This is a genomic window from Pseudomonas rustica (genome assembly GCF_049959085.1).
In the GTDB taxonomy this organism is placed as follows: Bacteria; Pseudomonadota; Gammaproteobacteria; order Pseudomonadales; family Pseudomonadaceae; genus Aquipseudomonas; species Aquipseudomonas rustica.
In genome coordinates, this window is record NZ_CP188200.1 from 83,860 (window position 1) to 102,500 (window position 18,641).

Here is an 18,641-nt window from a genome sequence, read left to right on the forward strand (position 1 = left end):
ACAGGGTTAAGTGAGGACACTAGGGATGGCTCGACGCTGGCTGGCGCTGCTGATGTTGACCTTGTTGAGCACTGTCGTCAGTGCTCAGGAAGCTGTGCATGCGCCGGCGGTGATTCATCTGGCCAGCGAAGACTGGGAAGACTACACCGCCGCCGACGGCCACGGACTCGCCTGGGATGTGCTGCGCAAGGTCTTTGAGCCGATCGGCGTCAAAGTCGAGATCCGCAGCGTGCCGTACACCCGCTCGATCGGTTTGGTGCAGTTGAAGGAAGTCGACGCGCTGGTCGGTTCCTATCGTGATGAAGCCGAGCAAGTGCTGTATCCGCACTGGAATTTCGATTCCGATCACATCTACGCGCTGGGTCTGGCGAGCAACCCGCCGCCGACCTTGGCGACCCTCGGCAAATACCGACTGGCGTGGGTGCGCGGTTATCGCTACGAAAACTACCTGCCGAACGTCAAACGCTACAACCAGATCGAGCGCCGCACCGGCATCCTGCCGATGCTCAAGCAGGGGCGGGCGGATTACTACATCGACGCGCTGACCGAGATTGAAGCGGTGATGCGCAGTGCGGCGGATCCGGCGCAGTATCGCTATTCGCACCTGGTCGAGCTGCCGTTGTACCTCGGCTTCGCCGACACCCCGCAAGCTCGTGCACTGATGGCGCTATTCGATCAGCGCATGGAGCAACTGGTGAAGAGCGGCGAGTTGAAGCCGATCTTCGAGAAGTGGAAGCAACCCTACCCCTTCGCCACAAATCCCCTGTAGGAGCTACGGCACGCTGCGATCTTTTGATCCTGATTCTAAAAAACAGATCAAAAGATCGCAGCCTCGTTTCACTCGACAGCTCCTACAGGGATCCATGTCGACCGGGTAGTTATCAAACTTTTTGATCGTTATCCCCGATAATTCAGCCTAAGCGCCGGTAGGAACCTGCTGTTACAATGCCGGCCTGCGAATTTTCAGACTCTTTAGATCAGGAGCACACCGGTGCCTGTCGTCTTTGTCGCCGCTTCCAAGCTGCCAACGCCTTTTGCGCAATTCACCATGCACGGTTTTCTCGATGAAGCCACCGGCCGCGAGCACGTTGTGCTGAGCCTCGGCGAGTTTACCGACGGTGCCCCGGTACTCGGCCGCTTGCACTCCGAATGCCTGACCGGCGATGCCTTGTTCAGCCAGCGTTGCGACTGCGGCTCGCAACTCGAAGGCGCACTCAAAGCCATCGCTCGCGAAGGCCGAGGCGTGTTGCTGTACCTGCGCCAGGAAGGTCGCGGCATTGGTCTGTTGAACAAGATTCGTGCTTACGAGTTGCAGGACGGCGGCGCCGACACCGTTGAAGCCAACGAACGTCTAGGTTTCGCCGCCGATCAGCGTGACTACGCCATGTGCCTGCCGATGCTCGAGCATCTGGGCGTGAAATCCCTGCGGCTGATGACCAACAACCCGCGCAAGGTCAAAGCCTTGACCGACATGGGCATCACCGTCGCCGAGCGCGTGCCACTGCACACCGGCCACAACCCGCACAACAAACTCTATCTGGCGACCAAGGCCAGCAAGCTCGACCACATGATGGGCAACGAGCATCAGGGCGAGGTAGACCGGGCGTGACCCGTGGTCAGGTGCGGCGCCGATTGTCCGTCGCCTGGTGGAAATACCTCGCGCTGGCACTGGTGCCGCTGTTCGTGATCAACGCCCTGTTCGGTCAGAGCGAGGGCATTTTGCCGGTGCTGGCGATGCCGCTGTTCATTGCCGGCGTGGCGTCGATGTTTGTCAGCCTGAAGTTTTTCGGTCGCTACAAACACGCACTGATCGCCACGCAAAAAGCCCTCGATACCCCTGAAGAACCCGGCGCGTGGATTGCCCTTGCGGCGAACCGTCGCTCGGCGTTTCTCGCGGCAGCCTTGCCAGCGTGGATCGGCGCACTGGCGGTATTCGTCGGTCTCGAAGCAGTACCGTTGATGCTGCTGGCGCTGTCCACCGCCGTGCTGTTTTATCTCTACCGCATCCCGCGTCAACTCGGCTGATGCGCCGTCTCTGGCTGGCGGTTCTGCTGCTGGCCGTCAGCGGCCCGGTGCTGGCAAACCTGCGGGTGGTCAGCCTGGCGCCGTCGCTTTCTGAAATTGTCGTTGAGCTGGATTCGGCCGACCTGTTGGTCGGGGTGCTGGATGCTGGTGAGCGTCCTGCGGAAATTGCCAACGTCCCGTCGGTGGGTCGTTACGGCCAGCTCGACATGGAACAGTTGCTCAGCCTCAAACCTGATTTGTTGTTGCTTTGGCCCGGCAGTGTCGGCCCGGCGCAACGGGATCAGTTGAAGCGTCTGGGCATTCCGACTTTCGTCGCCGAACCGCATTCTTTAGATCAACTCTCCACGCAGATTGAAGCCATTGCCAAGCAATTGGGCAGGCCTGAGCGTGGGGTGAAACTGGCAGCGGATCTGCGGCAAAAACTCGCGGATCTACGCCAGCGCTATCACCGGGAAGTGCCGTTGCGGGTGTTTTATCAGGTGTGGGACAAGCCGCTGTACACCGTTGGTGGCGGGCAGATCATCAGCGATGCGCTGCAAGTGTGCGGGGCGCGGAATGTGTTCAGTGATCTGACCTTGCCTGCGCCGCAAGTCAGCATCGAGGCGGTGTTGCAGCGTAATCCCGAAGTCATTCTGGGCAGCGACCAGTCCCAGCTCAACGCCTGGAAAAACTGGCCGCAGGTCGCCGCTGTAAAACAGCAGCAATTACTGCTGGTTACCGACAAAGGCCTCGAACGCCCAAGCGGCCAGATGATCGACGCCACCGCCAAACTCTGCCAACTCATCCAGCCGCACCGATAACCCCTGTAGGAGCTGCCGAAGGCTGCGATCTGTTGATCTTGCTTTGGGGCTGAGTCGGGATTGCCGAAGATCAAAAGGTCGCAGCCTGCGGCAGCTCCTACAGGGTGTCGGGGGATATCCAGATCCGGGGTCTTAGCGGATTTCGGGTGTCCAGGTGACACCAAACATCCACATCCGACCTTCCTCGCGATAACCATACTGACCGCCGTCATAGCTGTAATTCGCTCGGCTGTAACCCTTGTCGAAAACGTTATCGACCTTCAGATCCAGCTTGATCTCGCGGTTCAGCGCCCAACTGCTGCGCAAGCCGAACAATGCGTAGCCACCCAGCGATTGATTGTTGTCGCGATCGTCATAACTGCTGCTTACCGCCTGCCAGCTCGCACCGACACTGATCCGATCAAACTGCCGATCCAGATCCCAGCTCAACGTCCGCCGCGCACGACGCGCCAGGGTATGCCCGGAATCGCGATCGCGCGGATCAATGATCGACACGCCCAGGTTGCTCTGCCAGTCGAACAGTTCCTGTTTCAGCGCCGCTTCAAAACCGTTGATTCGCGCCGAAGCGACGTTCTCTGGACGTGAGTTGCTGCCGAAGATAATCGCGTCCTGCAGATCCGTACGGTAAATAGACGCTTCCAGACGGCTGCTGTCGCTCAACTGGCTGCGCCATTGCAGCTCGTAGCTCTTCGACGTTTCTGGTTTCAGATCCGGGTTGCTGAAGTCCGGGTAGTACAGGTCGTTAAAGGTCGGCGCGCGGAAGCCTTCGCTATAACTCAGCAACAGATCGTTATCCGGATTCAGCGGCAGGGTGAACGTGCCGCTCCAGGTATTCTGGCTGCCGAATTGCTGATTATCGTCGTGGCGCAGGCCGAGTTCAGTGGAGAAGCTGTCGGCCTGATAACGATGCTGGATAAACGCCGCGCGGTTCCAGCGGCTGTCCTCGTCAAACGCGGTGCTGCTGTTGACGCGATCCTCGTACCAGTCGCCGCCGAGGATCAAGCTGTTGCGCGCGTTCAAGGTCAGGTCGTTCTGCCAGTTCACCGAATCGCGATAGGTGTTGAACACCGTGCGCTCGTCGCTGAGTTTATCCAGGGTCTTCTCGCGGTTCTCGGTATGGCCGAACTCGACGCGGGTTTTCCAGAGGTCGTTGACCCGGGCGTCGAAGTAACTGCTGACGCTGCTGACGTTAAAATCGCTGTAAGGCTGCTGCTGCACCGACTCGAAGGTGTTCATGTCGAAGCGGCCGAACGGGTTGTCGAACTCGCTCTTGCCACGGTTATCCAGCAGATTGGCGCCGATTTCGATGTCATCGGTCAGCGCATGGCTGAGGCTCAGGCTGATGGATTTGTTGCGATAGGCATCGTGATCGGCATCGCTTGGATACGACTCGTGCGTACGATCAATCCCGGCGGTTTCATCAAGGCTGGCGCCGAGATTGAAGCGGGTTTTGTCATCGCCGCCGGACAAACCGAGGCTGCGTTCCCACGTCTGGTTGCTGCCGAAACCGATGTGCATGCGTGGCTGCAAACCCTGCTCAGTACCGCGTCGGGTGAAAATCTGAATCACACCGCCAATCGCATCACTGCCGTAAATCACCGAACGCGAGCCGCGCAGCACTTCCACACGCTCGATCTGCTCGATGTTCAGGTGCTGCAGATTGCTGTCGCCCGAAGTCGAGTTGCCGATGCGCTGACCATCGACCAACACCAGACTCTGCGCCGATTGCGTGCCGCGAATATAGATCCCCGGCAGACTGCCGCGCCCGCCAGTCTGCGCCACTTGCACGCCGGGCACGCGACGCAGCAAGTCCGGCACGTCGCTCGGTTGCAGGCGGTCTATGTCTTCACGGGTGAATACGGTGTTGGCGGCGCTGCTGTCGTTGCGTGCTTCGACCTGGCGGTTGGCGGAGATCAACGTGTCCGGCAGCTTCAACGCCTGATCACGCTCGAAGTTATCGGCGAGGGCATTAGTGGACGGCAGCAAGAAGAAGGGCAGGGCGAGGCGCGAGAGTTTCATGGCAATCCATGGTTTGTGCAAAACCCTGTAGGAGCTGCCGAAGGCTGCGATCTTTTGATTTTGCTTTTTTGAAAGGTCTGGAGCCGCCTAGAAGCAGGATCAAAAGATCGCAGCCTTCGGCAGCTCCTACAGGGGGGAACGCTTAGCGGTTGAGTAGGGCCAGACGCTGACGAATCGACGCTTCGATCCCGGCCTCATCCAGCCCACATTCCGCCAGCATTTGCGCAGGCTTGGCGTGTTCGACGTAGATGTCCGGCAAGCCCAGATGCAGCATCGACTTGAGGATGTTCTCCCGCGCCAGGAACTCGCTGACCGCGCCACCGGCGCCGCCCATGATCGTGTTCTCCTCGATGGTCACCAGCAACTCGTGGCTGCCGGCAATCTCGCGCACCAGTTCTTCATCCAGCGGTTTGACGAAACGCATGTCGACCACGGTGGCATCCAGCTTCTCGGCGACTTTCAGCGCCTCGGTCAGTTGCACGCCGAACACCAGCAGGGCGACTTTGTTGCCCTGACGGCGGACGATGCCCTTGCCGATTTCCACCGGTTCGAGATCTTTTTCGATGGTCGCATTCGGGCCGTTTCCGCGCGGATAACGCACCGCCGCCGGGCCGTTGTAGAGGTGGCCGGTGGTGAGCATTTTGCGCAGTTCGTTTTCATCGCTCGGGGTCATGATGACCATGCCCGGGATGCAGCGCAGGTACGACAGGTCGAAGCTGCCAGCGTGGGTCGGGCCGTCTTCGCCGACCAGACCGGCACGGTCGATGGCGAACAGCACGTCGAGGTTCTGCACGGCAACGTCATGCACCAACTGGTCGTAACCACGCTGCAGGAACGTCGAGTAAATCGCCACCACCGGTTTCGCGCCTTCGCAGGCCATGCCGGCGGCGAACGTCACCGCGTGCTGTTCGGCAATCGCCACGTCGAAATAGCGCAGCGGGAAGCGTTCGCTGAACGCCACCAGATCCGAGCCTTCCTTCATCGCCGGGGTGATCCCGACCAAGCGTGGATCCGCCGCCGCCATGTCGCACAACCACTCGCCGAACACCGCCGAATACTTCGGCCCGCTGGCTTGCTTCGGCGCAGCGGCCGGAGCGTCCAGGGGTTCGAGTTTGGTGATGGCGTGGTAACCGATCGGGTCGACTTCCGCCGGGGCGAAGCCTTTGCCTTTCTTGGTGACGATGTGCAGAAACTGCGGGCCTTTCAGGTCACGCATGTTGCGCAGCGTGGCGATCAGGGTCGGCAGGTCGTGGCCGTCAATCGGGCCGATGTAGTTCCAGCCCAGCTCTTCGAACAGGGTGCCGGGAACCAGCATGCCTTTGGCGTATTCTTCGGTACGACGGGCGATTTCCCACGCGCCGGGCAGGCGCGACAGGACTTTCTTGCTGCCTTCACGCATGCTCGCGTAAGTGCGGCTGGACAGGATCTTCGCCAGATAATTGGACAGACCGCCAACGTTGCGAGAGATCGACATGTCGTTGTCGTTGAGGATCACCAGCATGTTGGCGTTCACTTCCGGCGCGTGGTTCAGCGCCTCGAAGGCCATGCCGGCAGTCAACGCGCCGTCGCCGATCACCGCGATCGCCTTGCGATCACTGTTTTGCAGGCGGGCGGCAATCGCCATGCCCAGCGCTGCACTGATCGAGGTGCTGGAGTGGCCGACGCCAAAGGTGTCGTACTCGCTCTCGGCGCGGCGCGGGAACGCCGCGATGCCGTCCTTCTGACGCAGCGTGCCCATGCGCTCGCGACGACCGGTGAGGATCTTGTGCGGATAAGCCTGATGACCAACGTCCCACAGCAACCGGTCATCCGGCGTGTCGAAGACGTAATGCAGCGCGATGGTCAGCTCGATCACGCCCAGGCCTGCGCCGAAATGCCCACCGGTCTGACCGACCGTGTAGAGCAATTCCAGGCGCAACTCATCGGCCAGGGTTTCCAGCTCGGCTTCGCCTAACCGGCGCAGGCCGTCCGGCGTATTCGCGCGGTCGAGCAGGGGCGTGGTCGGGCGCTTGCGGGGAATCTCATGAAACGTCGTGGGCATCAGGCGAATCGTTATAGGTATAAAAGATGCGGCAGTTTACCTGATGCATCGCCCCCTGCCCACGCGTTGGTATTTTTTGGCTGCTCGGCGCTTAGTTGCGCCGCTCAACGATATACCGGGCCAGCTCACGCAGAGGCTCAGCCGCCGCGTCAAACGGTCGCAGCGCATGCAGAGCCTGATCGCGCAATTCCAGAGCGTAGGCCTTGGCGGCGTCGAGGCCGAGCAAAGCCGGGTAGGTTGGTTTGTCACGAGCGATGTCAGCGCCCTGGCGTTTGCCGAGGGTTTCGGTGTCGCTTTCGACGTCAAGGATGTCGTCCTGCACCTGAAACGCCAGGCCGATGGCCTGTGCATAAGTCTGCAGGGCACGCAGTTCGTCTTTCTCGGCACGGCCGCTGGCGAGGGCGCCGAGCCTGACGCTGACTTCGATCAGCGCGCCGGTCTTGTGCCGGTGCATCTGTTCGAGGGCTTTTTGATCGAGCTTGAGGCCGACCGAGCCGAGGTCGATGGCCTGGCCGCCAACCATGCCCGCCGGGCCGGCAGCCTGCGCCAGCGCGGTGACCATTTGCAGACGGATATCGCTGCTGCAATCGCTCAGGCGCGGATCGAGCAGGGCGCTGAAGGCCAGGCTCTGCAAACCGTCACCGGCGAGAATCGCGCAAGCTTCATCGAATTTTTTGTGGGTGGTCGGCTGGCCGCGACGCAGATCGTCATCGTCCATCGCCGGCAAATCGTCGTGAACCAGCGAATAAGCGTGGATCAACTCAACCGCGCAAGCCGCGCCGTTGGCTTGCTCAGCCTTGCCGCCCAACGCTTCGCAGGCAGCGTAAGCCAGCAGCGGACGTACGCGTTTGCCGCCGTTCATCACGCTGTAGCGCATGGCTTCATAGAGGCGTGCGAGCTCTGGCAGCGGCGCATTGAACAGGGTCTCCAGAGCCGCATTGACGCGGTTCTGGCTGGTCGCCGTGTACGCTGCAATCATTCTGGCTGTTCCGCGTCGAAGGGTTCCTCGGCGAGTTCGCCATCACGCTCCAGCAGCACTTGCACCTTCTGCTCGGCTTGCGCCAGCGCTGCCTGGCAATCACGGGTCAGACCGATGCCCTGCTCGAAAGCGGTCAGCGAGTCTTCCAGCGACAATTCACCATTCTCCAGACGCTCGACCAATGTTTGCAGGTCGGCGAGGGACTGTTCGAAATCCAGTGCAGCTTTTTTGCGGGCCATGGCGGCGATTTCCGGTTGACGTTAAACCGGCGCGACACTAGCAGATAGGGGGGTTGTGGGCAAATGAGCAGGGCGATGCGCGCCAGAACAAATGATCCTTTGTGCAGGATAAAGATCCCCTCTGAATGAAAAGATCCCTTGTGCAGAACAAAGATCGGATCGGAATACAAAGATCCCTTGTGAGAACAAAGATCCAATGTGGCGAGGGGATTTATCCCCGTTCGGCTGCGCAGCAGTCGTAATCAATGCTGACTCGGTAGACCTGAAAATAGGTGCTCGTAGCTTTTGGGGCTGCTGCGCAGCCGAACGGGGATAAATCCCCTCGCCACAGGTGGGTATTGTCAGTGCTAATCCGGATAGCGGATTTGATAGCGCGTGCTCCGGCCACCTCCCGGCAGACGCTGCAAGCATTCTTTCTCCAGCAACTCCGCAAGATGCCGGGTCGCCGTGGCCTTCGACACTTTCGCCACCGTCTGATACTGCCCGGCACTGATACCGAGCTCAAAACCCCGCTCACCGCCGTCGAGCAAACGATTGAGTACTTTGACCTGCTCCACCGACAGTCCGGACTCGCGATGCGCCTGCCAGAACCGCGTCTTGCCCAGCACACTTTCAATCCGCGTGATGGCTTGTTGCAGACTGCGCAGCAACGTTTGCAGAAACCACGTCAGCCATTCAGTGATATCCAGCGAAGCTTTCTGGCTCGACTCCAGCACTCTGTAATACCCGGAGCGATCATCCAGAATGCTCGCCGACATAGCGTAGAAACGAATGGCTTGCGCCTCGCCTTGAGCCAGCGCCAGATCAGTGATCGTGCGGGTCAGACGACCGTTGCCATCGTCGAACGGATGCAAGGTGACAAACCAGAAATGCGCGATGCCCGCCCGCAACATCGGATCCAGCGCTGTTTGATGCTGGCTGGCCTCAAACCACTGCAGAAATTGTTCAAGTTGCTCTTCAAGTCCCTCGCGCGGTGGGGCTTCGAAATGTACCGTCGGACGATCAATTCTTCCTGACACCACCTGCATCGGCTCATCCCCGCGTAGCGCGCCGACGCGCAATGATCTTGAAGTGAGCTCGGTGTCCTGGTCAGGAAACAACCATCTGTGCCATTCCAGCAATCGCTCTGAGCTTAGCGGTTCTGCGAATCGCCGGGTGGCATCCAGCATCAATTGCGCCAGACCTTCACTGCGTTGGCTGACGTTATCACCATCGATCAACGCCACGCCCAAACGTCTGGCCAGCGACGAACGCACCGAGCCGACGTTCAGTTGCTCCCCCTCAATCGCCGAGGAGGTCACGATGTTTTGCAGCAAGGCATCCAGCTCAGCCTGCGCCCCCAAGGCGTTACTCACCGAACCGGCCATGCCCATTAACTGACCTTGCGCCTGCACACACTCGCGCAACAGTGACGCCAGGCGCTCTGCCTGCCAGATAAAGTCGGGCCAGTCGGGCTGCTGCCAGATCCACTGAGTTGCCATTTGTGACTTGTCCTCAAATGCGTGAGCCGAATAGAAAGGCTATTCGGCTCATTTTGTGAGCCGAATATGATCCCTAATCGGCTCACCGTCCACCGTTTGGCCAGTTTCCTACAGCTATCGCACCTGTATCCGATTGTTAAAAAACCACCAAATGGCTAATCTTCGCGCCTTCTACGACCCGACAGTCACGGGTCTTTCAGACGAAACGCAGTTTCACCGCTGTGAAGTACCGAGGATCGGGTGCAAGGTTTCGTTCAGGCATGGCAGGAGGCATTACATGCGTTCACTTCTTTTGCTGTTGATCGGTCTGGCCTGCGCGCCAGTGCTGTGGGCCGCGCCGACTGCCGAACTGTCTGAACCGGTCGGTGGCTGGCGCTATCACGGCTTGCTCGATCGTACGGAAAACCCGCAAGTCGCCTACCCGACGCCGCCGATCGATCGCGGCATCCAGCGCAATCGCACGATGATCCAGGGTCAGCTCAAAGCTCTCGGGCATCAGCGCCCGCCACACAGCCTTGCGGTAAATGGCAATCCACTGAATCTGTACACCGACGACCAGGGGCGTTTCGCCCGGCCGTATGCGTTCGGCGCCGGCTCCAACAGCGTCGAGGTGATCAGCGCCGAAGGCCAGTCGCTCAAGCGTGTGCAATTTTATGAAGCAAACAATTTGCGCACGCCGGCGCGAATTCGTCTTGTCTTGGGATGGGACGATCCGAAAGCCGAACTCGATCTGCACATTGTCACGCCCGACGGTCAGCATGCGTTCTGGGCGCAGCCGGCGCTGAGCAATGGCGGCGGGCTCGACCCGGATGGCGTCGATGGCCCCGGCCCGGAAATGTTCACCATGACCGCGCCGTTGCATGGCACCTATCTGGTTTACGTCAACTATTGGGGCAACTTCGGTAACGGCGGCTATAACTTCGAGGAGGCCAGCAATCAGAACGAGGTGATCACCTCGCAAATCACGCTGGTGCTCAACGAAAACACCGTCGACGAAAAACGAGAAACGTTCATCGTGCCCCTGCGGGCGATCGGTGATCTGCTGCTGGTAAAGACTTTCAACTATTAATAAGCATCCCGCTGCACGGATGAAATCGGGCTTTGAAAAGATGAGCGAAAACACTGTGACTTCGGCTGTCGACACGCCAACGGCGAAACCCTCGCGGCGCTGGCCATTGCTGCTGGCCGGGTTGTGCCTGGTGGCCGGCGTGGCGGGTGGTTTTGGCTGGCTGTTGCTCAAACCCAAGGCGCCGCCAGCAGAATTGGCCAGTGACAAGCTCGGCCTGAGCCGCCCGGACGCGCTGCTCGAAACACATTCCCTGAGCCAGTTGCCCAAAGACTTGCTGACCGTGCCGTTCCTCAAAGCCACGCTCACCGAAGATTTCGTCTTCTATTACGAAACCCACGCCGATCGTCTCGGCCTGATCGGTAGCCTGCGCCGGATCATCTACGAGCATGATCTGAAGTTGCAGGACAGCCTGATCGAAGCGCTTTTCGATCAACCGGCCGACGTGGCGCTGTGGCGTGGGGCGGATGGTCGCCTGAAGGATTTTCTGTTGGTGATGGATCGCGGCGGTCTGGCCAAATTGCTCGAGCCGCTGGCGAAGGTTGCACTGGATGACACGCAACTCAGCCAGATTGCCGAAATCAAGGTCGGTGGCGACACCGTGCCCCTCTATCAACTGACTTACAACGCGAGCAAAGCCCTGCTGTTCGCTTCTCACGGCGACAAACTGGTGGTGCTGTCCAACCCGGCCAAGTACTACGACCCGGAAAGCGGCGCCTCCGAAGAATCGGGTCACGTTTCACCGCAGGCATTCGCGGCGCTGCTCAACGGTGAAAAACTGTTCCCCGAAGCCTTCGGTCTGCCAGCGAAAACCCCGGAAATCAAACAGCGCTTGTCGGTCAATTCCAGCGTCCTCGCCATGGGTTATCAGCGTTTCATCCCGAACTTCGCCGGGCTGCGTTTCGACATGGACGACAAGGGCTGGCACAGCTACCTCGCGATGGACGAACTGGAAAACCAGCCGGACTTCGATTTCAAACCGGTCTGGCAGGCGATGCCGCTCGGTGCCAGTGCCTGCGTGACCTTGCCGGTCGCGGCCGAACCGCAAAAACCGCTGCTGGTAAAACTCGGTGCCGAAGAAGCCGTGGCGCAAACCCTCACCGAACACGTCGCGGGTGCAGCGGGCCTGTGCTGGTATGCCGATTCGCGTTTGTACACGCCGCTGTTGGTCGCCAGTCTGAAAGATGAAGACAGCGGCAAACTCGACGGCGACCTCGGCAAATTGTTCGGCTCGATGGTTGGCGCGTTTGAGTCCAATGTCGAAGAAAAGGTCTTCCCCGTGGTCGAGAAACAGGAAGGCCAGAACCACGTCTGGCAGCGTCAGGTCAGCTCCAACTTCGGCCCTTACGCAGCCAAAGATGCCGAGAACCCGGAGGCTATTTCCGGCAAGGCCTTCATGAAGGTCAGCCTCGCGCGACACGGTTCGACGCTGCTGTTCTCCCTTGATGACAAACTCGTCGACAAGGCCCTCGGCACCCTCGACAAACGCTTCCCGCCGATGGCCGACGTGCTGCCCAAAGATGTGCTGATGCCGATCTACTTCGGCCCGGATTCGATGGCGCAACTGATGCAGCAGGAAACCCTCGACAGCCTGCCGCAGGACATGGAACCGGTGTTTTACAACGCCGCGCAAACCTACCTGATCCCGAAACTGCGCACCCTCGGCGGTTACGGCAAATACGCGCTGACCTTGCCCGAAGGCAGCGAGCCTGACGGTCACTGGCAATGGCTGCCGCTGGAGTGGAAAGCGCTGTGACGACACTGATCCGCAGTCTCGGCTTGCTCGCGCTGTTACTCAGTGCGGGTGCCCGGGCCGTCGAGGCGCCGGCGCTTGATCCGGCACAGTCCCAAGTGTTTCGCGCTTGGTTCGTGCGCATCGCTCAGGAGCAACTGAGCCAAGGCCCGAGCCCGCGCTGGTATCAACAGGATTGCGCCGGGCTGGTACGTTTTGCCGCCAACGAAGCGCTGAAAGTCCACGACGACAAATGGCTGCGCAGCAATGGCCTGTCCAATCGTTATCTGCCGCCGGAGCTGTCGCTGACCGATGACCAGCGCAAGCTCGCCCAGCAATGGCAGCAGGGCGGCGGCAAGGTCGGGCCGTATGTCAACGCGATCAAACTGATTCAGTTCAACAGCCATCTGGTCAGCCGCGACGTGTCGCAGGCGCGGCCCGGTGATTTGATGTTTTTCGATCAGGGCGACGACCAGCACCTGATGATCTGGATGGGCCGCTACATCGCCTATCACACCGGCACCACCACCCCGACTGACAACGGCATGCGTTCGGCAAGCCTGCAGCAACTCATGACATGGAAGGACACCCGATGGATACCCGACGCAGCCAACCCCAACTTCATCGGCGTCTATCGACTGAACTTTCTCTCCCAATGACCGGTGCCCGCATGTTGCGCTTTCTGCCCCTACTGTTGGTATTAGCCCTGCCTTTTTCGGAGGTGAATGCCGAAGATACCGTCGAGCCGAGCGGCTATACGCCGGTCTCCGGTGAAAGCTTTTTCCTGCTCGCCGACAGCAGTTTCGCCAGTGATGAACAGGCAATGGTTCGCCTCGAAGCGCCGGGCCGCGATTACCGTCGATTCCGCATGGAGCCGTATGGCGGCGCCGACATTCGTGTGTACCGCATCGACAAGCCGCTGGACTTCCTCAAGCGCCAAAAGAACCTGCATCGCGTGGTCAGCGACGGTCAGTTCAAGGGTGAAGGCCTGTCCAACACTCTCGCGTACCTGTGGGATAACTGGTACCGCAAATCCCGTCGGGTGATGCAGCGCGCGTTCTCTTATGAGTCGCGCAAACAGGTCACCGAAGAAGTGCCGGAACTGAAGATGGGCAACGCCATCGCCGCACCGACGCCGTACGACGCGCAGCCGCAATTTGCGTTGATTCCGGGTCTGCCGGTGGTCAGCCAGTTCCGCTATCCGTTGTGGCAGGCCAAGCCGATTCAGCCACCGGAAGGGGTGAATCTGGCGGGGTCTTCCAGTGATTTCGTCAGCGTCGCACCGGGCAACGTTTACATCCCGTTGGGCAATCTGAAACCCGGTCTGTATCTGGTCGAAGCGCTGATCGGCAAGTACCGCGCGACCACCATGGTCTTCGTTTCCAACACGGTGGCAGTGAGCAAAATTGCCGGCGATGAATTGCTGGTCTGGGCCGCACGCAAACATGAAGGCAGCTCGGTGCCGAAGGTCAATGTGCTGTGGACGGATGGCCTCGGTGTGATGAGCAGCGGCGCGACCGACACTGATGGTTTGCTGCGCCTGAAACACGTCAGCCCTGAGCGCTCGTTCGTCATCGGCGAGGACGAAGAGGGCGGGGTGTTTGTCTCCGAAAACTTCTATTACGACAGCGAAATCTACGACACCAAACTCTATGCCTTCACCGACCGGCCGCTGTATCGCCCGGGTGATTGGGTGTCGTTGAAGATCGTTGGCCGTGAGTTCAAGAATGCGCGGGATTCGGTGTTGCCGGGGGCGGCGGATGTCAGCGTCGCGGTGCTGGATGCGACGGGCACCGAGTTGCAGCACCTCGATTTGAAACTCGATTCGAAGGCCGGCACTCAGGGCCGCTTCCAGTTGCCGGACAACGCGTTGGCGGGCGGTTACGAGATTCGTTTCAACTACAAGGATCAGGCCTACAGCAGCGCTTTCCGTGTAGCCGAGTACATCAAGCCGCACTTCGAGATTTCGCTGAACCTGGCCAAACAGGATTACCGCACCGGCGAACCGGTGAAGGGCAGTCTGGTGCTGCTGTACCCGGACGGCAAACCGGTGGCCAACGCCAAACTCACTCTGAGTCTGCGCGCGCAACAACTGTCGATGGTCGACAACGAACTGCAATACCTCGGGCAATTCCCCGTGGAACTGACCAGCACCGAACTGACCACCGACAGCAAGGGCAACGCGACCCTCGACCTGCCGGCCGCCGACAAACCGAGCCGCTACATGCTCACCGTGTTTGCCAGCGATGGCGCGGCGTATCGGGTCAAGACCACCAAGGAAATCCTGATTGACCGTGGCGCCGCAAGCTTCCGCTTGAGCGCGCCGCAACGCTTTAGCGCGGTCGGCGACAAGGTTGCGTTCAGCTACGCCAACGAGGGCGGCAGCGAGCAGAGCAAAGCGGTGACGCCGAGCACTTATGGCTGGGTGCGTCTGGAAGACCAGAGCACGGGCGAAGGCAAACTCGCGGCGACGGACAAGGGCTTCAGTCTGGCCTTCGATCGTCCAGGCACTTACAACCTGACCTTGAAAGACCAACACAGTCGCGTGCTCGGTGCCACCGGGCATTCGGTCACCGGCGATGGCGTGAAAGCAGTGCCAGGCACCGTGGAAATCGTCCTCGACAAACCTGAGTACAAGGCTGGCGATGAAGCGCTGGCGCTGATCACATTCCCTGAACCGGTCAGCGATGCCTTGCTGTCGCTGGAACGCGACAAAGTCGAAGCCACCGCGCTGCTGGCTAAGGGCGGTGATTGGCTGAAACTGGAAAAACTCAGCGACACCCAATACCGCGCGCGCATCCCGGTGAAAGACAACTTCGCGCCGAACCTGACCTTCTCCGTGCTCTACACCAAGGGTGGTCAGTACAGTTTCCAGAACGCCGGGATCAAAGTCATCGCGCCGCAAATCGACGTGGCGATCAGCACTGACAAACAGGTCTATCTGCCGGGCGACACCGTCACGGTTGACCTGACCACGCAGTTCGCCGGCAAAGCGGTACCGGCGCATCTGACCGTCAGTGTTGTCGACGAGATGGTTTACGCGCTGCAACCGGAAGTCGCGCCGACCATCGACCAGTTCTTCTATCACCCGCGCCGCAACAACGTGCGCACCAGCGCCAGCCTGTCGTTCATCAGTTATGACGTCGCGCTGCCGGGCAGTCCGGGTGCGCCGGGCAAAGCCAACCGCAGCGAACGAGGAGTGAAAGTGCTGGAGCGTCCGCGTCGTGAAGACGTCGACACAGCCGCTTGGCAACCGGAGTTATTGACCGGTGCCGACGGCAAAACCCGCTTCACCTTCAAGATGCCAGACTCGCTGACTCGCTGGCGCATCACCGCCCGCGCGATCGCCGACGACGGTCAGGTCGGGCAGAAGAAGCAGTTCGTGCGCTCGGAAAAACCGCTGTACCTGAAGTGGAGCGGGCCGAGCAAATTCCGCAAAGGTGATCAGCCACAGCTTGGTGTGTTCGCGTTCAGTCAGGCCGAGAAACCGGTGAAGGCTGAATTGGTCACTCACTACGCTGGCACCGAACAGCGTCTGCCGGTGACTTTGAACAACGGCATCAATTACCTGCCACTGCCAGGGTTCGCATTGGCTTCCGGCGAATGGACTGCGGAACTGGTGCAGGACGGTAAAACTGCTGATGCCTTGGCTGTACGCCTCAGCGCGACGGGTGATGGCTGGCAAGTGACGCAGACGCAAAGTCTCGACGTCGCCAGCGGCGATACGCCGTTAAACCTGCCAGCGGATGCCACCGATATTCGCCTGCGCCTGGATGACAGTCCGCAAGCGCTGTTCCGCTCAGCGCTCGATGATCTGCTCAGCTATCCGTACGGCGGCGTCGAACAAACGGCCAGCCGCTTGCTGCCGTTGAGCATCGCTTATCCATCGCTGGCGTCGAACCCGCAGATCCGCGATCGCTTGCGCCTGATCATGCAAAACAGCCGCCTGCGTCTGGTGCAAATGGCCGGGCCATCGGCGAGCTTCACTTGGTGGGGCTACGACGGTGAGCCGGATGCGTTCCTCACCGCTTACGCTTATTACGCCGACTTTAACGCCAGCCAGGTACTGGAACTGACCTTGCCGCCGGAGCACTGGCAGCGAGTGTTGGAGGTTTACGCCAAACAAGCGCCGAACACGCCGTTGCTGCAGCGCGCGTTGATTCTGTCGTTCGCCAAGCAGATGCATCTGCCGGTGAATACGTTGCTGACAGGATTGATGGAGGATCTGGCCAAGGCTGGTGAAGGCAATGCCGAAACCATGCTCGACGATGGCCAGGACAGTCTGGTGATGAGCGATCCGGATTCGGCGCTCGGTCTGGCGGCGGCGCGGGCGTTGACCGCCGCGTTGGCTGCGCAGTCGAAAGTGACCTTGCCGGAAGCATTCAATCGTCAGGTGGGCGCTGCGCAACAGCGTCTGTCGGTGAGTTCGCAGCCATTTGCCGAAGCGCTGAATGTGTCGCTGCAACCGTTCGATCAGGCGCGCGCGCAGGCTTTGTTGCAACGTCTGTTACCGCAGCAATCGACCTTGGAGCGAGCGCTGGCGCTGACCTGGCTACAACGCAGCATCGCTCAAGCCTCGCCGACCATCGCGCTGACGCCGGGTGAAGGCTGGAAGAAAAACTACGGTGCAACCGGTGAGATGTATTGGACATGGCAGGGCGCGACGCCGGTGCCAAGCGTATTGACGGTTTCCGGTGCTCAGGAGCGTCCATTGCGCGCGGCGCTGAGCTTCCAGACTCAGCAACCGGCGGTCGATCCGATGGCCGTGACCATCACCCGTCGTCTGTCGCGACTGGTGCCGGGCGACGAAGCCTTCACCTTCAAACTGGAGCCGGTCGGCAACAAGCCGTTGTCCAGCGACAGCCTGTATCTGGACGAAGTGATCCTCACCAGCAAAGCGCCGAAGCCGCTGCGTTACGGCATGCTCGAAGTGCCGTTGCCGCCGGGTGCCGATGTTGAGCGCACAACGTGGGGGATCAAGTTGCAGGGCAAGGAAGGCACCGAACCGACCGCACTGGAGAAGGCGCGCTTCGAGCCGGGACAGTTGGCTTACGCGGTGCCGGTGGATGCGCTGAGCGGCGAGTTGCGTCTGCGTCATCTGGTGCGTTTCTCGCAGAAAGGCCAGTTCAACCTGCCGCCGGTGCGTTTCACCCAGATTTACGCCCCGCAGCGTCAGGCCCAGGAAGCGAAAGTCGCGCTCGGTCAGGTCACGGTCAACTGACATGATCCGCTCGCTGCTGTGGCTGATGTTGTGTGTGATGCCTGCGCTGGCGACGGCGCAGGATGAGCCGCTGCGTCTGGCTTATAAAGGCGAGTTGTTGTCGCTGAATCACACGCAGTTGATTGCTCGCGAACCGTTGCCACCGACGCTGGACACGCCCCTGGGCAGTCTGTGGAAGTTGTTCGTCTATGCGTGGCTGGTGGAGACCGACGCGCAGGAACCGGCATATGAATGTCGCGGGCAGTCGAAGGAAGAGGTTTATTGCTGCACGGCGGGCGGCAAGATCGAACGTGATCAGGCGTTGGTGAAATCTTGCGGGTTGTATTTCGAGCCTTCGCGGTTGGGGATCGCGGCTGGGGATTGGCGTGCTTATTGGCAGGCGCGGCAGGCGCCGTCGTGGTTGCTGGATTTGCCATCGGTGCAGCCCGCTCAACGAGTTTCTGTAATTGAGTTGCTAAACGTGTTGGCGACTTTGCCGGCGCAGGATCAGGCGCGGCGGGTACTGCTCGATGTGCTGCTTAATGCAGCGGACGGCAATGTCGTCGGTGAACTGGGCGGACGTCTACGGGTGAAAACCTGGAGTTGGCTCGGCGATCGGGATCCCCAGTCACGGCAGGGTGGATTTGCGGGGTGGACGGCTGACGGCTCGCCGATCTGGGCGGGCGGGCGCGGCACCAGTCAGATGGTCTTGCGTCATTACGCGCAAGCGCTGTCGACGGTGTTGCCAATTACATGGCCGGCGGAAGCGGGGCGCTGTGTAGAAGTCGGCCTGTTTTCGAAATATCCGGTTTCGAGGGTTTTGACGGGGAAGCGTATCGCGGCATCGGGTTCATTAAAGGGCGACTACCGTGTCGAGTTCGCCAACGGCAACGCGTTGGATATCCACAGCGACGGCGAACTGTTTCTGCTCAACGACAAACTCGTCGCCCGCGTGGATCGCGAAGAATACGTCGCCCGAGTCCTCGAGCGCGAAGCCAAAGCCGACCCCGCCGAAGCTGCCAAAGCACTTGCCGTCGCCATCCGCACCTATCTATTGCA

General features: G+C 60.3%; 14 protein-coding genes (1 of these 14 running past the window's edge). 9 read left to right on the forward strand and 5 right to left on the reverse strand.

Translation table 11 applies throughout. The features are described from left to right. Positions 1 to 25 precede the first annotated feature (25 nt). The 4 genes from ACP3TY_RS00475 (at position 26) to ACP3TY_RS00490 (ending at position 2,825) form a co-directional block, all read left to right on the forward strand. Positions 26 to 769, forward strand: coding sequence for a substrate-binding periplasmic protein (locus ACP3TY_RS00475; RefSeq protein WP_426619044.1), 744 nt, complete (start codon positions 26 to 28; stop codon positions 767 to 769). A 222-nt stretch (positions 770 to 991) separates the two neighbouring features. Then, positions 992 to 1,609 (forward strand): GTP cyclohydrolase II, encoded by a 618-nt coding sequence (ribA, locus tag ACP3TY_RS00480; RefSeq protein ID WP_053124247.1) that lies wholly within the window; start codon positions 992 to 994, stop codon positions 1,607 to 1,609. Beyond that, positions 1,606 to 2,025 (forward strand): MFS transporter, encoded by a 420-nt coding sequence (locus ACP3TY_RS00485; protein WP_426619045.1) that lies wholly within the window; start codon positions 1,606 to 1,608, stop codon positions 2,023 to 2,025. Before ribA ends, ACP3TY_RS00485 begins: the two co-directional genes overlap by 4 nt. After that, positions 2,025 to 2,825: a cobalamin-binding protein gene (locus ACP3TY_RS00490; protein WP_426619046.1), complete on the forward strand. Its 801-nt coding sequence runs from the start codon at positions 2,025 to 2,027 to the stop codon at positions 2,823 to 2,825. The genes ACP3TY_RS00485 and ACP3TY_RS00490 overlap by 1 nt, the downstream gene beginning before the upstream one ends. A gap of 132 nt (positions 2,826 to 2,957) precedes the next feature. Here the strand turns inward: ACP3TY_RS00490 and ACP3TY_RS00495 are convergent, their stop codons facing one another. The 5 genes from ACP3TY_RS00495 to ACP3TY_RS00515 all read right to left on the reverse strand — a co-directional run bounded on the left by ACP3TY_RS00495 (position 2,958) and on the right by ACP3TY_RS00515 (position 9,584). After that, entirely contained in the window at positions 2,958 to 4,844 is a 1,887-nt protein-coding gene (locus ACP3TY_RS00495; protein WP_426619047.1) for a TonB-dependent receptor domain-containing protein, read from the reverse strand. 142 nt (positions 4,845 to 4,986) lie between these two features. Continuing rightward, positions 4,987 to 6,885: a 1-deoxy-D-xylulose-5-phosphate synthase gene (gene dxs, locus ACP3TY_RS00500; protein WP_426619048.1), complete on the reverse strand. Its 1,899-nt coding sequence runs from the start codon at positions 6,883 to 6,885 to the stop codon at positions 4,987 to 4,989. Positions 6,886 to 6,976: 91 nt separating this feature from the next. Then, complete coding sequence (gene ispA, locus ACP3TY_RS00505; protein WP_400649358.1) at positions 6,977 to 7,864, reverse strand: (2E,6E)-farnesyl diphosphate synthase; 888 nt, start codon at positions 7,862 to 7,864, stop codon at positions 6,977 to 6,979. Further along, on the reverse strand, positions 7,861 to 8,103 hold the full coding sequence (locus tag ACP3TY_RS00510) for an exodeoxyribonuclease VII small subunit (RefSeq protein WP_003228627.1): 243 nt from the start codon (positions 8,101 to 8,103) through the stop codon (positions 7,861 to 7,863). Before ACP3TY_RS00510 ends, ispA begins: the two co-directional genes overlap by 4 nt. A 347-nt stretch (positions 8,104 to 8,450) precedes the next feature. Then, a complete protein-coding gene (locus ACP3TY_RS00515; RefSeq protein ID WP_426619049.1) occupies positions 8,451 to 9,584 on the reverse strand; it encodes a Fic family protein in 1,134 nt (377 codons plus the stop codon). Positions 9,585 to 9,861: 277 nt separating this feature from the next. On the opposite strand from ACP3TY_RS00515, the gene ACP3TY_RS00520 reads away from it, so the two are divergent. The 5 genes in view from ACP3TY_RS00520 to ACP3TY_RS00540 are tightly spaced (at most 40 nt apart) and all read left to right on the forward strand, a layout consistent with a single transcriptional unit that may run on beyond the window. Further along, positions 9,862 to 10,653, forward strand: coding sequence for a YfaP family protein (locus tag ACP3TY_RS00520; RefSeq protein ID WP_426619050.1), 792 nt, complete (start codon positions 9,862 to 9,864; stop codon positions 10,651 to 10,653). A 40-nt stretch (positions 10,654 to 10,693) separates the two neighbouring features. After that, positions 10,694 to 12,406: a DUF2138 domain-containing protein gene (locus tag ACP3TY_RS00525; protein WP_426619051.1), complete on the forward strand. Its 1,713-nt coding sequence runs from the start codon at positions 10,694 to 10,696 to the stop codon at positions 12,404 to 12,406. Continuing rightward, the gene (locus ACP3TY_RS00530) at positions 12,376 to 13,041 is read left to right on the forward strand and encodes a DUF1175 domain-containing protein (protein ID WP_178124219.1); all 666 of its coding nucleotides are present in this window, start codon (positions 12,376 to 12,378) and stop codon (positions 13,039 to 13,041) included. Before ACP3TY_RS00525 ends, ACP3TY_RS00530 begins: the two co-directional genes overlap by 31 nt. Next, positions 13,038 to 17,603, forward strand: coding sequence for an alpha-2-macroglobulin family protein (locus tag ACP3TY_RS00535; RefSeq protein ID WP_426619052.1), 4,566 nt, complete (start codon positions 13,038 to 13,040; stop codon positions 17,601 to 17,603). Before ACP3TY_RS00530 ends, ACP3TY_RS00535 begins: the two co-directional genes overlap by 4 nt. 1 nt (position 17,604) lies before the next feature. Continuing rightward, on the forward strand, positions 17,605 to 18,641 hold the 5' portion of the coding sequence (locus ACP3TY_RS00540) for a DUF2300 domain-containing protein (protein ID WP_426619053.1). It continues 583 nt past the right edge of the window; only the first 1,037 of its 1,620 coding nucleotides appear in the window; it begins with the start codon at positions 17,605 to 17,607; the stop codon falls past the right edge of the window.

What these genes read in the sequence shown, in the direction of transcription:
- ACP3TY_RS00475 (WP_426619044.1), top strand. Translation starts at nt 26, where the DNA reads ATGGCTCGACGCTGGCTGGCGCTGCTGATGTTGACCTTGTTGAGCACT.
- ACP3TY_RS00490 (WP_426619046.1), top strand. Translation starts at nt 2,025, where the DNA reads ATGCGCCGTCTCTGGCTGGCGGTTCTGCTGCTGGCCGTCAGCGGCCCG.
- ACP3TY_RS00495 (WP_426619047.1), bottom strand. Translation starts at nt 4,844, where the DNA reads ATGAAACTCTCGCGCCTCGCCCTGCCCTTCTTCTTGCTGCCGTCCACT.
- dxs (WP_426619048.1), bottom strand. Translation starts at nt 6,885, where the DNA reads ATGCCCACGACGTTTCATGAGATTCCCCGCAAGCGCCCGACCACGCCC.
- ispA (WP_400649358.1), bottom strand. Translation starts at nt 7,864, where the DNA reads ATGATTGCAGCGTACACGGCGACCAGCCAGAACCGCGTCAATGCGGCT.
- ACP3TY_RS00510 (WP_003228627.1), bottom strand. Translation starts at nt 8,103, where the DNA reads ATGGCCCGCAAAAAAGCTGCACTGGATTTCGAACAGTCCCTCGCCGAC.
- ACP3TY_RS00515 (WP_426619049.1), bottom strand. Translation starts at nt 9,584, where the DNA reads ATGGCAACTCAGTGGATCTGGCAGCAGCCCGACTGGCCCGACTTTATC.
- ACP3TY_RS00520 (WP_426619050.1), top strand. Translation starts at nt 9,862, where the DNA reads ATGCGTTCACTTCTTTTGCTGTTGATCGGTCTGGCCTGCGCGCCAGTG.
- ACP3TY_RS00525 (WP_426619051.1), top strand. Translation starts at nt 10,694, where the DNA reads ATGAGCGAAAACACTGTGACTTCGGCTGTCGACACGCCAACGGCGAAA.
- ACP3TY_RS00530 (WP_178124219.1), top strand. Translation starts at nt 12,376, where the DNA reads ATGGCTGCCGCTGGAGTGGAAAGCGCTGTGACGACACTGATCCGCAGT.
- ACP3TY_RS00535 (WP_426619052.1), top strand. Translation starts at nt 13,038, where the DNA reads ATGACCGGTGCCCGCATGTTGCGCTTTCTGCCCCTACTGTTGGTATTA.